General features: G+C 71.0%; 10 protein-coding genes and 1 pseudogene. 2 read left to right on the top strand and 9 right to left on the bottom strand.

Annotated features, from left to right (window positions below; translation table 11 throughout):
- The first annotated feature begins 611 nt into the window (after window positions 1-611).
- Both fahA and LCE31_RS05710 read left to right on the top strand, forming a co-directional pair.
- Window positions 612-1847 carry a fumarylacetoacetase gene (fahA, locus tag LCE31_RS05715; protein WP_225012869.1) on the top strand — a complete coding sequence of 412 codons (1236 nt, stop codon included), beginning with the start codon at window positions 612-614 and terminating at the stop codon, window positions 1845-1847.
- Between the two features lie 113 nt (window positions 1848-1960).
- The gene (locus tag LCE31_RS05710) at window positions 1961-2563 is read left to right on the top strand and encodes a Uma2 family endonuclease (protein ID WP_225012868.1); all 603 of its coding nucleotides are present in this window, start codon (window positions 1961-1963) and stop codon (window positions 2561-2563) included.
- Between the two features lie 69 nt (window positions 2564-2632).
- Here LCE31_RS05710 and nuoN read toward each other — a convergent pair whose 3' ends face one another.
- From nuoN to nuoF, 9 genes and pseudogenes are all read right to left on the bottom strand, one after another.
- Complete coding sequence (gene nuoN, locus LCE31_RS05705) at window positions 2633-4288, bottom strand: NADH-quinone oxidoreductase subunit NuoN (protein WP_225012867.1); 1656 nt, start codon at window positions 4286-4288, stop codon at window positions 2633-2635.
- The gene (locus tag LCE31_RS05700; protein WP_225012881.1) at window positions 4285-5865 is read right to left on the bottom strand and encodes an NADH-quinone oxidoreductase subunit M; all 1581 of its coding nucleotides are present in this window, start codon (window positions 5863-5865) and stop codon (window positions 4285-4287) included. Before LCE31_RS05700 ends, nuoN begins: the two co-directional genes overlap by 4 nt.
- A gap of 5 nt (window positions 5866-5870) precedes the next feature.
- The gene (gene nuoL / locus LCE31_RS05695; RefSeq protein ID WP_225012866.1) at window positions 5871-7817 is read right to left on the bottom strand and encodes an NADH-quinone oxidoreductase subunit L; all 1947 of its coding nucleotides are present in this window, start codon (window positions 7815-7817) and stop codon (window positions 5871-5873) included.
- Between the two features lie 14 nt (window positions 7818-7831).
- Window positions 7832-8131, bottom strand: coding sequence for an NADH-quinone oxidoreductase subunit NuoK (gene nuoK / locus LCE31_RS05690; RefSeq protein ID WP_225012865.1), 300 nt, complete (start codon window positions 8129-8131; stop codon window positions 7832-7834).
- Window positions 8128-9048 (bottom strand): NADH-quinone oxidoreductase subunit J, encoded by a 921-nt coding sequence (locus LCE31_RS05685; RefSeq protein ID WP_225012864.1) that lies wholly within the window; start codon window positions 9046-9048, stop codon window positions 8128-8130. The genes nuoK and LCE31_RS05685 overlap by 4 nt, the downstream gene beginning before the upstream one ends.
- A complete protein-coding gene (nuoI, locus tag LCE31_RS05680) occupies window positions 9045-9665 on the bottom strand; it encodes an NADH-quinone oxidoreductase subunit NuoI (RefSeq protein WP_225012880.1) in 621 nt (206 codons plus the stop codon). The genes LCE31_RS05685 and nuoI overlap by 4 nt, the downstream gene beginning before the upstream one ends.
- A 73-nt stretch (window positions 9666-9738) precedes the next feature.
- Window positions 9739-11118, bottom strand: coding sequence for an NADH-quinone oxidoreductase subunit NuoH (gene nuoH, locus LCE31_RS05675; protein ID WP_225012863.1), 1380 nt, complete (start codon window positions 11116-11118; stop codon window positions 9739-9741).
- A gap of 79 nt (window positions 11119-11197) precedes the next feature.
- Window positions 11198-13657, bottom strand: a pseudogene (locus tag LCE31_RS05670) (NADH-quinone oxidoreductase subunit G); the annotation flags it as partial.
- The gene (gene nuoF, locus LCE31_RS05665) at window positions 13654-15027 is read right to left on the bottom strand and encodes an NADH-quinone oxidoreductase subunit NuoF (RefSeq protein ID WP_374118412.1); all 1374 of its coding nucleotides are present in this window, start codon (window positions 15025-15027) and stop codon (window positions 13654-13656) included. The gene nuoF and the pseudogene LCE31_RS05670, both read right to left, overlap by 4 nt.
- Window positions 15028-15031: the final 4 nt, after the last annotated feature.

Raw genomic sequence — 15031 nt, 5'->3', positions numbered from 1 at the left:
GGGGCCCCCCCGGCCCGGGCCCCCGGGGGGGGCGCGGGGCCCCGCCCCGCGCCCCCCGCCCCCCCCCCCGCCCCCCCCCCCCCCCCCCCCCCCCCCCCCCCCCCCCCCCACGGTCAGAGGGGGATGCGAGGAGCTTGAGCGGGGGTGAACAGGGAACTGCGCGGGCACGAGCCGGTCCTGGGCAGGCGGTCCGGGCGATCGTGGTGCCGAGCGCGTGCCGGTCCTGGAGGGACCGGCAGGCGGATCGGAGGCGGATCGGACGGGCGAGCCGGCCCGGACAAGCCGGTCCGGGCAAGGGGGACCGTAATCCCATCGACACAGCTGCGCAATATGTCGACGCGTTTATGTCAAATCTATACTTCGGCGCGCAACATCCTCTGTGACTCGGCGTCAGAACCCAACGGGACCCGGCTGGACGGGAAGGCGCAGCTCGGGGCCCGGCCGCCGCCGCACGGCCCCGGAATCCGGGCCCCGCACCGCACCACGACCGCCGAAATCCGGCCGGAGCACCGCACCACCCGTTCAGGGCCGGTATATCGGCGCGCGGTGGGTACGAACCTCGCCGTAGCCTGTCCCGCGCCCCCGACCACACAGAGAGCGAGGCGCCGCGCATGCCCGAGCCGAGCGACGGCGGAGATGATCTCTTCGGACCGCACAACCTGCCCTACGGCGTGTTCAGCACGGCGGACGAGCCCGGCAGGCGCCGGCTCGGAGTGCGCCTGCACGACCGCGTCCTGGACGCGGGGGCCGCCGCGCGGGCGCTCGGCTCCCCCTACGAGGCGCTGCTCGACCGCCCGGACCTGGGACCGCTGATGGCGGCGGGGCGCACCGCCTGGCGGGACGTCAGGCGGGCGCTCACCGCCTGGGTGACGGTGCCCGCGCACCGCGCGGCACTCGAACCGCTCCTGCACCCGCTGGAGACCGTGACGCTCCACCTGCCCTACGAGGTCGCCGACTACGCCGACTTCTACTCCAGCGAGCACCACGCGACCAGGGCCGGGTCCATCCTGCGCCCGGGCGGCCAGGCCCTGACCCCGAACTGGAAGCACCTGCCGGTCGGTTACCACGGCCGCGCCGGGACGGTCGTGGTGTCGGGAACCGATGTCGTACGCCCGACCGGCCAACGCAAACCTTTGACAGAGTCGGGGGACCTCTCGCCGGTCTTCGGGCCCAGCGCCAAGCTGGACATCGAGGCGGAGGTCGGCTTCATCGTGGGTGCGCCCTCCGCGCAGGCCACACCCGTCCCGCTCGCCGCCTTCCGCGACCATGTCTTCGGGGTCTGCCTGCTCAACGACTGGTCCGCGCGCGACCTCCAGGCCTGGGAGGCGCAGCCGCTCGGTCCGTTCCTCGCCAAGTCGTTCGCCACCTCGGTCTCGGCGTGGGTGACGCCGCTCCAGGCCCTGGACGCGGCCCGGGTGGCGCCCCCGCCCCGCGACGAACGGCCGCTGCCCTACCTGGACGACGCGGACGACGACGAGCCGGGCGGCTTCGACCTGCGCCTCACGGTCCGCCTCAACGGCGAGGCGGTCTCGCACCCGCCGTTCTCGACCATGTACTGGACCGCCGCGCAGCAGCTCGCCCATCTGACGGTGAACGGCGCGTCCCTGCGTACGGGCGACCTGTACGGCTCGGGCACCGTCAGCGGCCCCGGGCCCGACCAGCGCGGCTGCCTGCTCGAACTGACCTGGGACGGCACGGAGCCGCTGGAGCTGGCCACGGGCAAGCGCGCGTATCTGGAGGACGGCGACGAGATCACCCTGACCGCGTGGGCACCGGGCCCGGACGGCACGAAGGTCGGCCTGGGCGAGGTCACGGGACGCATCTGCCCGTCGGCGGCCGGGCGTTGAGCCCTCGGCGTGTCAACAGGGGGCCCGGCGCCGCCATCCGTTCGTGCGAGCATGATCATGTTTTCGGCCGTCACGCTTCGTGCACGCGTCAGACTCCGTCCCATGGAGCAGCGATGAGTGCCGAGACCGAACCGACGACCGCCGCCGGCGCCCAGGGGCCGCAGTGGACCAGACCGCCCCTGGGCGGCTGGAGCGCCGACGACCTGGACCGGCTGCCGAACCTGCCCCCGCACACGGAACTGATCGACGGGAGCCTCGTCTTCGCCGCGCCGCAGAGCCTGTTCCACAGCCGGGCGGTGAGCTTCTTCAGCGAGGGGTTGCGGAGCGTGTCCCCCCGCGACCTGGCGGTCGTGTCCCGGTTCACCATCGACGTCGACCGCCAGAACCGGCCCGAACCCGATGTCGTCGTCGTGCGGGGCGATGTGGTCGAGGACCCGGCCCTGACGCGGTTGCCCGCCGAGTCCGTCGTCCTCGCCGTCGAGGTGGTCTCGCCCGAATCCTTGTCGCGCGACCGGGAGACGAAGCCGGTGAAGTACGCGCGGGCCACCATCCAGCACTACTGGCGCGTGGAGAACCACGACGGCCGTGCGGTGGTCTACGTCTTCGAGCGGGAGCCCGCCACCGGCGTCTACACCAGCACCGGGATCTTCCACGACCGGCTGAAGGCGTCCGTGCCGTTCCCCGTCGACCTCGACCTGACGGCGATCGCTCCATAGCGGCGCACACACCGCGGCCCGGCCCTCCCCGGACGAGGGGGGCCGGGCCGGGCCGCGCCCGTACCGGCGTCAGCGCGCGAACGTCCCCGCCTGGCTCGCCAGGTCGAGGAAGTACTGCGGCGCGATCCCGAAGACCAGGACCACCGCCACGCCCACAGCGATCGTCACCATCGTCAGCGGGGACGGGACCGCGACCGTGGGGCCGTCCGCCTTCGGCTCGCTGAAGAACATCAGGACGATGACGCGGATGTAGAAGAACGCCGCGATCGCCGACGAGACCACACCGACGATCACCAGCGGCACCGCGCCCCCGGCCGCCGCGGCCTTGAAGACCGCGAACTTGCCGGCGAAGCCCGACGTCAGCGGGATGCCCGCGAACGCCAGCAGGAAGACCGCGAACACCGCCGCCACGAGCGGTGAACGGCGGCCGAGACCGGCCCACTTGGACAGGTGCGTCGCCTCGCCGCCCGCGTCGCGCACCAGGGTGACGACGGCGAACGCGCCGACCGTCACGAAGGAGTACGCGACCAGGTAGAACAGCACGGACGAGATGCCGTTGGGCGACGCGGCGATCACACCGGCGAGGATGAAGCCCGCGTGCGCGATCGACGAGTACGCCAGCAGGCGCTTGATGTCGGTCTGCGTGATGGCGACGATCGCGCCACCGATCATCGTGATGATCGCGACGCCCCACATCACCGGCCGCCAGTCCCAGGTCAGGCCCGGCAGCACCACGTACAGCAGCCGCAGCAGCGCGCCGAACGCGGCGACCTTCGTGGCCGCCGCCATGAAGCCCGTCACCGGCGTGGGCGCGCCCTGGTAGACGTCGGGCGTCCACATGTGGAACGGCACCGCGCCGACCTTGAACAGCAGCCCCATCAGCAGCATCCCGCCGCCGATCAGCAGCAGGGCGTCATTGCCCATGGTGCCGGCGAGCGCCGGATCGACGGTGCGCACCGTGCCGTCCACGACGTCGGCGATGCCGGCGTACGTGACCGTGCCCGCGTACCCGTACAGCAGGGCGATCCCGAACAGCAGGAACGCCGAGGAGAACGCGCCCAGCAGGAAGTACTTGACCGCGGCCTCCTGCGACATGAGGCGCTTGCGCCGGGCCACCGCGCACAGCAGGTACAGCGGCAGCGAGAAGACCTCCAGCGCGACGAACAGCGTCAGCAGGTCGTTCGCCGCGGGGAACACCAGCATGCCCGCCACCGCGAACATCACCAGCGGGAACACCTCGGTCGTGGTGAACCCGGCCCGGGTCGCGGCCTTCTCGGCCTCGCTGCCCGGCACCGCCGCGGCCTCGGCCGCGAACGAGTCGATCCGGTGCGCGCCGGTCTCGGTGTCGAGCCGCCGCTCCGCGAACGTGAACACCGCGACGACCGCCGTGAGCAGGATCGTGCCCTGGAGGAACAGCGCGGGCCCGTCGACCGCGACGGCGCCCTGCGCGGCGATGTGCGCCTTGGAGGCGCTGCCGTACCCGTCGGCGGCGAGCGCCACCACGGCGGCGAACGCGGCGGCGAGCCCCGCGACGGCGAGGATCACCTGGGCGAGGTGACGGGCCCTGCGCGGCAGGAACGCCTCGAAGAGGACGCCCAGCATCGCGACACCCGCGACGATCAGCACCGGCGAGAGCTGGCCGTACTCGATGTGGGGCGTCGGGATGGTGCCGATCGAATCGGCCGCCGTCGTTGTCCACAGGCTGTGGACAGCTGGCGCGCTCATCGCTTCGCCTCCAACTGGGGGTTGGGATCGGTCTGATGGACCTGCGACATGGTCTGGTGCACCGCCGGGTTCACGATGTCGGTCAGCGGCTTCGGATACACGCCGAGGAAGATCAGCAGCGCGATCAGCGGCGCGACCACCACCAGCTCCCGGACCTTGAGGTCCGACATGCCCTGGACCGTCGCCTTCACGGGCCCGGTCATGGTGCGCTGGTAGAGGACGAGGACGTACAGCGCGGCCAGCACGATGCCGATCGTCGCGATGATCCCGATCACCGGATACCGGCTGAACGTGCCGACGAGGACCAGGAATTCACTGACGAACGGCGACAGGCCCGGCAGTGACAGCGTGGCGAGGCCGCCGATCAGGAACGTGCCGGCGAGCACCGGGGCGACCTTCTGCACTCCGCCGTAGTCGGAGATGAGCCGGGAGCCGCGCCGCGAGATCAGGAATCCGGCCACCAGCATCAGCGCCGCCGTCGAGATCCCGTGGTTGACCATGTAGAGCGTCGCGCCGGACTGGCCTTGGCTCGTCATGGCGAAGATGCCCATGATGATGAAGCCGAAGTGGGAGATCGACGCGTACGCGATCAGGCGCTTGATGTCCCGCTGGCCGACCGCGAGCAGTGCCCCGTAGATGATGCTGATCAGCGCCAGCACCAGGATCACCGGCGTCGCCCACTTGGAGGCCCCGGGGAACAGCTGGAGGCAGAAGCGGAGCATCGCGAACGTGCCGACCTTGTCGACCACCGCCGTGATCAGCACGGCGACCGGCGCGGTCGCCTCGCCCATCGCGTTCGGCAGCCAGGTGTGCACCGGCCACAGGGGCGCCTTCACCGCGAAGGCGAAGAAGAAGCCGAGGAACAGCCACCGCTCCGTGGACGTCGACATCGACAGGCCGCCGGTCGCGCGCAGGTGCGCGATCTCCGTGAGCGAGAAGGTGCCCGCCACCACGTACACGCCGATGACCGCCGCCAGCATGATCAGTCCGCCGACGAGGTTGTAAAGGAGGAACTTCACCGCCGCGTACGAGCGCTGGGTGGCCGCCGCCTCGTCGCCGCCCGCGTGCGCCCGGTCCCCGAAGCCGCCGATGAGGAAGTACATCGGGATGAGCATGGCTTCGAACAGCAGGTAGAAGAGGAAGACGTCGGTCGCCTCGAAGGAGAGGACCACCATCGCCTCAACCGCCAGGATCAGCGCGAAGAAGCCCTGCGTGGGCCGCCACCTGCGGTTCGGCTGAGCCTCTTCCAGAGGGTCGGCGTCGTGCCAGCCCGCCAGGATCACGAACGGGATGAGCAGCGCGGTCAGCGCGAGCAGCGCCACCCCGATGCCGTCCACGCCCAGTTCGTAGCGGACGCCGAAGTCCGCGATCCAGGTGTGCGACTCGGTCAGCTGGTACGGGCCCTTGCCGCCCGGGTCGAACTTCACCAGGACGATCGCCGCGAGGACGAGCGTCGCGATCGAGAAGAGGAGCGCCGTCCACTTCGCGGCGGTGCGCCGAGCGGCGGGCACCGCGGCCGTGACGATCGCGCCGGCCGCGGGCAGCGCGGCCGTGACGGTCAGAAAGGGGAACGACATCGCACTCACACCGCCCTCATCAGCAGGGTCGCGGCGACGATCACTGCCGTACCTCCGAACATCGAGAGCGCGTAGGAGCGCGCATAGCCGTTCTGCACCTTGCGCAGGCGCCCGGAGAGGCCGCCGAACGACGCAGCCGTCCCGTTGACCACCCCGTCCACCAGCGAGTGGTCGACATAGACCAGCGAGCGGGTGAGGTGCTCGCCGCCGCGCACCAGGACCACGTGGTTGAAGTCGTCCTGGAGGAGGTCGCGGCGGGCCGCCCGCGTGAGCAGCGAGCCGCGCGGGGCCAGCGCGGGCACCGGCTTCCTGCCGTACTGGACGTACGCGATGCCGACACCGACGAGCAGCAGCACGATCGTGGCGGTGGTGATGACGCCCGAACTCACCGGCGAGTGGCCCTCGCTGTGCCCGGTGACGGGTTCGAGCCAGTGCAGGAACCGGTTGCCGATGCCGAAGAACGCGCCGGCGCCGACCGAGCCGACCGCCAGGATGATCATGGGGATCGTCATGGTCAAGGGCGACTCGTGCGGATGGGGCTCCGCGTGCTCGCCGCGCTCCTCGGCGGCGGGCTCCACATCCGGCGCGTCCGGCGACGCGGTCGCGGTCTTCCGCCACCGCTCCTCGCCGAAGAACGTCATCAGCATCATGCGCGTCATGTAGTACGCGGTGATCGCGGCGCCAAGCAGCGTGACCGCGCCCAGAATCCAGCCCTCGGTGCCGCCCTTGGCGAAGGCCGCCTCGATGATCTTGTCCTTGGAGAAGAAGCCGGACAGGCCCGGGAAGCCGATGATCGCGAGATAGCCGAGGCCGAAGGTGACGAAGGTGACCGGCATGTACTTCCGCAGGCCGCCGTACTTGCGCATGTCGACCTCGTCGTTCATGCCGTGCATCACCGAGCCGGCTCCCAGGAACAGCCCGGCCTTGAAGAATCCGTGCGTCACCAGGTGCATGATCGCGAAGACGTAGCCGATCGGGCCGAGCCCGGCGGCGAGGATCATGTAGCCGATCTGCGACATCGTCGAACCGGCGAGGGACTTCTTGATGTCGTCCTTCGCACAACCGACGATCGCCCCGAAGATCAGCGTGACCGCGCCGACCACGACCACCACCAGCTGGGCCGTGGGCGCGCCGTTGAAGACGGTCGAGGAGCGGGTGATCAGGTAGACGCCGGCCGTCACCATCGTCGCCGCGTGGATCAGCGCCGAGACCGGCGTCGGACCCTCCATCGCGTCGCCGAGCCAGGACTGCAGCGGCACCTGGGCCGATTTGCCGCATGCCGCGAGGAGCAGCATCAGGCTGATGGCCGTGAGCTTGCCCTCGGTCGCGCCACCCGCCGCGCCGAACACGCCCCCGAACGAGAACGTGCCGAACGTGGTGAACATCAGCATGATCGCGATCGACAGGCCCATGTCGCCGACGCGGTTGACGAGGAACGCCTTCTTCGCCGCCGTCGCCGCGCTCGGCTTCTCCTGCCAGAACCCGATCAGCAGGTACGACGCGAGCCCGACGCCCTCCCAGCCCATGTACAGCAGGAGGTAGTTGTCGGCGAGGACGAGCAGCAGCATCGCCGCGAGGAACAGGTTGAGGTAGCCGAAGAACCGGCGGCGCCGCTCGTCGTGCGCCATGTACCCCACCGAATAGAGGTGGATGAGCGTGCCGACCCCGGTGATCAGCAGGACGAACGTCATCGACAGCTGGTCCAGCTGGAAGCCGATGTCCGCCTTGAACCCGGCGACCGGCACCCAGGTGAACAGGTGCTGGTGCAGGGCCCGGTCCCCCGCCCCCTTGCCCAGCATGTCCGCGAAGAGCACCACTCCGATGACGAACGAGGCGGCGGCGAGCACCGTACCGAGCCAGTGGCCCACCCGGTCCAGGGCGCGCCCGCCGCACAGGAGGACAGCGGCCCCCAGCAAAGGCGCCGCCACCAGCAGCGCAATCAATGTGTCCACGATTCAGCGACCCCTCAGAGCTTCATCAGGCTGGCGTCGTCGACCGAGGCCGAGTGACGGGCGCGGAACACGGACACGATGATGGCGAGGCCGACGACGACCTCCGCCGCCGCGACGACCATCGTGAAGAACGCGATGATCTGGCCGTCGAGATTGCCGTGCAGGCGGGAGAAGGCGACGAACGCGAGGTTGCACGCGTTCAGCATCAGCTCGACGCACATGAACACCACGATGGCGTTGCGCCGGATCAGGACGCCCGCCGCGCCGATCGTGAACAGCAGCGACGCCAGATAGAGGTAGTAGACCGGATTCATCGCGTGACCCCCTCCGTCTCGTCCTGTCCTTCGCGGTCCTCACGCGCGTCCGGGTCCGTGCCGTTCGCGGCGCGCTCCCGGCCCGTGCCCTCGCCGCGCTCGCGGCCGAGCCGGGTCTCCGACCGCTGTTCCAGCGCCTTCAGGTCGGCGAGCGCGTCCTGCGACACGTCCCGGATCTGGCCGCGGTCCCTGAGCGTCCCGATGACGGTGAGCTCCGAGGGCGTGCCGTCGGGCAGCAGCCCCGCGATGTCCACCGCGTTGTGCCGGGCGTACACGCCGGGGGCGGGCAGCGGCGGCAGCTGGACGCCCGCGCGCACCCGCTCCTCCGACTGCTCGCGCTGCGACTTGGCGCGCTCGATGCGCTCCCGGTGCGTGAGCACCATGGCGCCGACCGCCGAGGTGATCAGCAGCGCGCCGGTGAGCTCGAAGGCGAACACGTACTTGGTGAAGATCAGCGCGGCGAGACCCTGCGGGTTGCCCGCCGCGTTGGCGTGGCCCAGGCCGTTCCACGTGCGGAGCGAGGCGTTGGCGATGCCCGCGATCAGCAGGACGCCGAAGCCGACCCCGCACAGCGCGGCCAGCCAGCGCTGCCCCTTGATGGTCTCCTTCAGGGAGTCCGCCGCGGTGACACCGACGAGCATCACCACGAACAGGAACAGCATCATGATCGCGCCCGTGTAGACGACGATCTGCACGATGCCGAGGAAGTAGGCGCCGTTGGCCAGGTAGAACACCGCGAGGATGATCATCGTCCCGGCCAGGCAGAGGGCGCTGTGCACGGCCCTGCGCATCAGGATCGTGCCCAGCGCGCCGAACACCGCGACGACGCCGAGAATCCAGAACTGCACGGCCTCGCCGGTCGACGTCTGGTATGCCGCCGAGGCGGCCAGTGCGGTCAGGTCCGCCGGGGAACTCATCCGCCGATCACCTTCTTCGACGCGGGCTCGTCCTCGCCGAAGTCGGAGGCGCCCTCCTGGGGATGCTCGCCCTTGGTGAAGGCCACCTGCCGGACCGTGCCGGGCGCCGCCTGGGTGACCCTGCCCCGGTAGTAGTCCTGCTCGTCCATGCCGGGGTAGATCGCGTGCGGCGAGTCGACCATCTCCTCCCCGAGCCCCGCCAGCAGCTGGTCCTTCGTATAGATCAGGTTCTGCCGGGAGGAGTCGGCGAGCTCGAAGTCGTTGGTCATGGTGAGCGCCCGGGTGGGGCACGCCTCGATGCACAGGCCGCACAGGATGCAGCGCGCGTAGTTGATCTGGTAGACGCGGCCGTACCGCTCCCCCGGCGAATACCGCTCCTCGTCGGTGTTGTCGGCGCCCTCCACATAGATGGCGTCGGCCGGGCAGGCCCACGCGCACAGCTCGCAGCCGATGCACTTCTCCAGGCCGTCCGGATGGCGGTTGAGCTGGTGCCGGCCGTGGAAGCGCGGCGCCGTCACCTTCTCCTGCTCCGGGTACTGCTCGGTGAGCCGCTTCTTGAACATGGCGGAGAAGGTCACGCCGAACCCGGACACCGGGTTCTTCGGCAACGGGGGCACGCCCCCGGCCGGGGCCGCGCCCGAGGCACCGCCCTGGTCTCCGCCCCGGGCGACCTCGCCCGGGCTGTCGTTGTCAGACACCGCTCTCCTCCTTTCCGTCGCTCTCCGCTGCCTCTGCTGTGTTGGACACGCCACTGGCGATAAGTTCACGCACCCGCCGCGGACGCCTGCGCGGAACGGGCGGCAGCGTCTGGCCCGGCAGCGGCGGCACCGGGAAGCCGCCCGCCGCCGGATCGAAGTCCGGTGGGCCCGCCTCCCGTCGCGCGGCCTCCTCGGCCCGGCCGTCCCGGCCTCTGAACAGGTCGGCCACGAAGGAGATCAGCAGGATCGCGACCACCGCGCCCGCCACGTACAGCAGGATCGTCGTGAAGTCGTAGTGCCGGTTCTGCAGGGCCCGCACGGTGGCCACGAGCATCAGCCAGACCACCGAGACGGGGATCAGGACCTTCCAGCCGAGTTTCATCAGCTGGTCGTAGCGGACGCGGGGCAGCGTGCCGCGCAGCCAGATGAAGAAGAACAGCAGCAGCTGCACCTTGACGATGAACCAGAGGATCGGCCACCAGCCGTGGTTGGCGCCCTCCCAGAACGTCGAGATGGGCCAGGGGGCGCGCCAGCCGCCGAGGAAGAGCGTCGTCGAGACGGCCGAGACCGTCACCATGTTCACGTACTCGGCGAGCATGAACATCGCGAACTTGATGGACGAGTACTCGGTGTTGAAGCCGCCGACGAGGTCGCCCTCGGACTCCGGCATGTCGAACGGGGCCCGGTTGGTCTCCCCCACCATCGTGACGATGTAGATGATGAACGAGACCGGCAGCAGGATGATGAACCAGCGGTCCTTCTGGGCGTCCACGATCGCCGACGTCGACATCGAACCGGAGTAGAGGAACACCGAGGCGAACGCGGCGCCCATCGCGATCTCGTACGAGATCATCTGCGCGCACGAGCGCAGGCCGCCCAGCAGCGGGTACGTCGAACCCGACGACCAGCCCGCCAGCACGATGCCGTAGATCCCGACGGACGCGCAGGCCAGCACGTACAGCATCGCGATCGGCAGGTCGGTGAGCTGCATCGTGGTGCGCGTACCGAAGATCGAGATCTCGTTGCCCGAGGGGCCGAACGGGATCACCGCGATCGCCATGAAGGCGGGTACCGCGCCGACGACCGGCGCCAGCACGTACACGAACTTGTCGGCCCGCTTGACGACGATGTCTTCCTTGAGCATGAGCTTCATGCCGTCGGCGAGGGACTGGAGCATGCCCCAGGGCCCGTGCCGGTTGGGGCCGACGCGCCGCTGCATCCAGGCGACGACCTTGCGCTCCCAGACGATCGAGAAGAGGACGGTCAGCATCAGGAAGGCGAAGCAGAAGATCGCCTTGATGATGACGAGCCACCACGGGTCCGTGCCGAACACCGACAGGTCCTCGGTGGCCAGCGTCATGGTCGGGGTCATCGCCGCGCCTCCGGAGTGTCCGTCGAGGGAGCGTCGCCCGGCGGCGTGCCGGGCGGCGGCGTATCGGCCGAGGGAGCGCCGGCCGGCGGTGTGGCGCCGGACGGGGCGACGCGACCGGAGTGCCCGTCGCCGCGCCCGTCGACTCCGGTGTGCTGTTCAGCGGCAGCCACACCACCCGGTCCGGCAGGTCGCCGGTGATCTCCAGCGGCAGCGTCACCGCGCCGCCGGGCCCGGTGACGGTGAGCCCGTCCCCGTCGGCCAGGCCCGTCTCCGCCGCCGTCGCCGGCGACAGCCGCGCCACCGCCGCGTGCCGCGTGCCGGCGAGCGCCTCGTCTCCCTCCTGGAGGGCGCCGCGGTCCAGCAGCAGCCGGTGCCCGGCGAGGATCGCCTCGCCCGCGCCGGGCCTCGGCAGCGGCTTCGACGGCTCGAACGGCGGCGTCGCGCGCGGGCCGCTCCAGAGGCCGAGCGCGTCGATCTCCCGCCGTACGGACGGCAGATCGGGCAGCCCGAGGGCCACGTCCATCTCGTCCGCGAGCATGTGCAGCACCCGCGCGTCCGCCGGGGCGAGGCGCGTCGTCATCTGCTCGGGCTTCAGCGCGGCCTCGAACGGCCGCGGCCTGCCCTCCCAGTTGAGGAACGTGCCGGGCTTCTCGGCCGCCGCCGCGACCGGGAAGACCACATCCGCCCGCTCGCTCACCTCGCTGGGGCGCAGCTCGAACGAGACGAGGAAGCCGACCCGGTCGAGCGCCCGGCGCGCCAGCGCCGCGTCCGGCAGGTCCTCCACGCCGACGCCCGCGACCACCAGGGCCCGGAGCTCGCCGGCCGCCGCGGCCTCGATGATCTGGCCGGTGTCCCGCCCGTAGTGATGCGGCAGTTCCCGTACGCCCCAGGCCGCCGCGGTCTCCTCGCGCGCCCTCGGGTCCGTCGCGGGACGGCCGCCGGGCAGCAGCGAGGGCAGCGCGCCGACCTCGACGGCGCCGCGCTCACCCGCCCGGCGCGGGACCCACACCAGCCGGGCGCCGGTCGCGGCCGACGCGCGGTTCGCGGCCGTCAGACCGCCGGGCACCGCGGCGAGCCGCTCGCCCACCACGATCACCGCGCCGTCCGCGTGCAGCGCCTCGGCGGCCGCCGCCGCGTCGCCCTCGACGCCGGTGCCCGACGCGAGCGCGTCCAGCCACTCCGTCTCGGTGCCCGGCGCCGCGGGCAGCAGCGTGCCGCCCGCCTTCGTCAGGCCGCGCGTCGCGAACGGCGCGATCGCGTACGTACGCTGCCCGTGCCTCCGCCACGCCTTCCGCAGCCGCAGGAAGACACCGGGTGCCTCCTCCTCCGCCTCGAGACCCACCAGCAGGACGGCGGGCGCGGCCTCCAGCGAGCGGTACGTGACCCCCGCGGACCGCCCCGCCACGTGCCAGGCGAGGAAGTCCGCCTCCTCGGTGCTGTGCGCCCGCGCCCGGAAGTCGATGTCGTTCGTGCCCAGGGCGACCCGCGCGAACTTCGCGTAGGCGTACGCGTCCTCGACCGTCAGCCGGCCGCCCGTCAGGACACCGGCCCGGCCGCGCGCCGCGGCGAGACCGGTCGCCGCGGCGGCCAGCGCCTCGGGCCAGCCAGCGGGTTCGAGGACGCCCGCCGCATTGCGTACGAGCGGGGTGGTGAGCCGGTCCTTGGCCTGTGCGTAGCGGAACGCGAAGCGGCCCTTGTCGCACAGCCACTCCTCGTTGACCTCCGGGTCGTTGCCCGCGAGGCGCCGCATGACCTTGCCGCGCCGGTGGTCCGTACGCGTGGCGCAGCCGCCCGCGCAGTGCTCGCACACGCTCGGCGACGACACCAGGTCGAAGGGGCGGGAGCGGAACCGGTACGCCGCCGACGTCAGCGCGCCCACCGGGCAGATCTGGATGGTGTTGCCGGAGAAGTACGACTCGAACGGGTCGCCCTCGCCCGTGCCGATCTGCTGGAGCGCGCCCCGCTCGACCATCTCGATCATCGGGTCGCCAGCGATCTGCTCGGAGAAGCGGGTGCAGCGCGCGCACAGCACGCACCGCTCGCGGTCCAGCAGGACCTGCGAGGAGATCGGCACCGGCTTCGCGTACGTCCGCTTGTGGCCGTCGAAGCGGGTGTCGGGGTCGCCGACCTGCATCGCCTGGTTCTGGAGCGGGCACTCGCCGCCCTTGTCGCAGACCGGGCAGTCCAGCGGATGGTTGATCAGCAGCAGCTCCATCACGCCGCGCTGCGCCTTCTCCGCGACGGGCGACGTCACCTGCGACTTGACGACCATGCCGTCCGTGCAGGTGATCGTGCAGGACGCCATCGGCTTGCGCTGTCCCTCGACCTCCACGATGCACTGCCGGCAGGCGCCCGCCGGGTCCAGCAGCGGATGGTCGCAGAAGCGCGGGATCTCGATGCCGAGCATCTCCGCCGCCCTGATCACCAGCGTCCCCTTGGGGACGGAGATCGGGACGCCGTCGATGGTCAGCGACACCAGGTCCTCGGGCGGTACGGCCGCCTCGCCGGACCCGGAGGGAGCATCCGTCGTCAGTGTCATGCCTTCACCTCCAGGTTTCCGGTTCCGGCCGGCCCGTCGGCCCACGCGGTGGACCGCGCGGGGTCGAAGGGGCAGCCCTTGTCCGTGATGTGCTGCTCGTATTCGTCGCGGAAGTACTTCAGCGACGAGAAGATCGGCGAGGCGGCGCCGTCACCCAGCGCGCAGAACGACTTGCCGTTGATGTTGTCCGCGATGTCCGCGAGCTTGTCGAGGTCGGCCGTCTCGCCCTTGCCGTCCTCGATGTCGCGGAGCAACTGCACGAGCCAGTAAGTCCCTTCACGGCACGGCGTGCACTTGCCGCACGACTCGTGCGCGTAGAACTCCGTCCAGCGGGTGACCGCCCGCACCACGCAGGTCGTCTCGTCGAAGCACTGGAGCGCCTTCGTGCCGAGCATCGAGCCGGCCGCGCCGACGCCCTCGTAGTCCAGCGGCACGTCCAGGTGCTCGTCCGTCAGCAGCGGTGTCGAGGAGCCGCCCGGCGTCCAGAACTTCAGCCGGTGCCCGGCGCGGATACCGCCGCTCATGTCGAGCAGCTGCCGCAGCGTGATGCCGAGCGGGCCCTCGTACTGGCCGGGGTTGGTGACATGGCCGCTGAGCGAGTAGAGCGTGAAGCCCGGGGACTTCTCGCTGCCCATTCCCCTGAACCACTCCTTGCCGCGCTGGAGGATCGACGGCACCGACGCGATCGACTCGACGTTGTTGACCACCGTCGGGCACGCGTACAGACCGGCGACCGCGGGAAACGGCGGCCTCAGTCTGGGCTGGCCGCGCCGTCCCTCCAGCGAGTCGAGCAGCGCGGTCTCCTCGCCGCAGATGTACGCGCCGGCTCCCGCGTGGACGGTGACCTCCAGATCGAGGCCGCTGCCCAGGACGTTCGTGCCGAGGTAGCCGGCCTCGTACGCCTCGCGCACCGCCTCGTGCAGCCGCCGCAGGACGGGGACGGTCTCGCCGCGCAGGTAGATGAACGCGTGCGAGGAGCGGATCGCGTAGCAGGCGATGACGATGCCCTCGATCAGCGCGTGCGGGTTCGCGAACAGCAGCGGGATGTCCTTGCAGGTCCCCGGCTCCGACTCGTCGGCGTTGACGACGAGGTAGTGCGGCTTGTCGTCGCCCTGCGGGATGAACTGCCACTTCATGCCGGTCGGGAACCCGGCGCCGCCCCGGCCGCGCAGGCCGGACTCCTTCACATAGGCGATGAGGTCGTCGGGCTCCATCGCGAGCGCCTTCTTCAGGCCCTCGTAGCCGTCGTGCCGCAGATATGTGGCGAGGGTCCACGATTCGGGCTGGTCCCAGAAGGCGGACAGGACGGGCGCCAGGATTCCCTGCGGGCTGGTGCCGTTGTCGTTGTCGTCACCGCGCTCGGCCGTCATGGTC

This window comes from Streptomyces sp. 8L, from assembly GCF_020176795.1.
Classification (GTDB): Bacteria; Actinomycetota; Actinomycetes; order Streptomycetales; family Streptomycetaceae; genus Streptomyces.
Note: the sequence above shows the minus strand (reverse complement) of the source record. Positions and strands in the feature narration are given on the sequence as shown.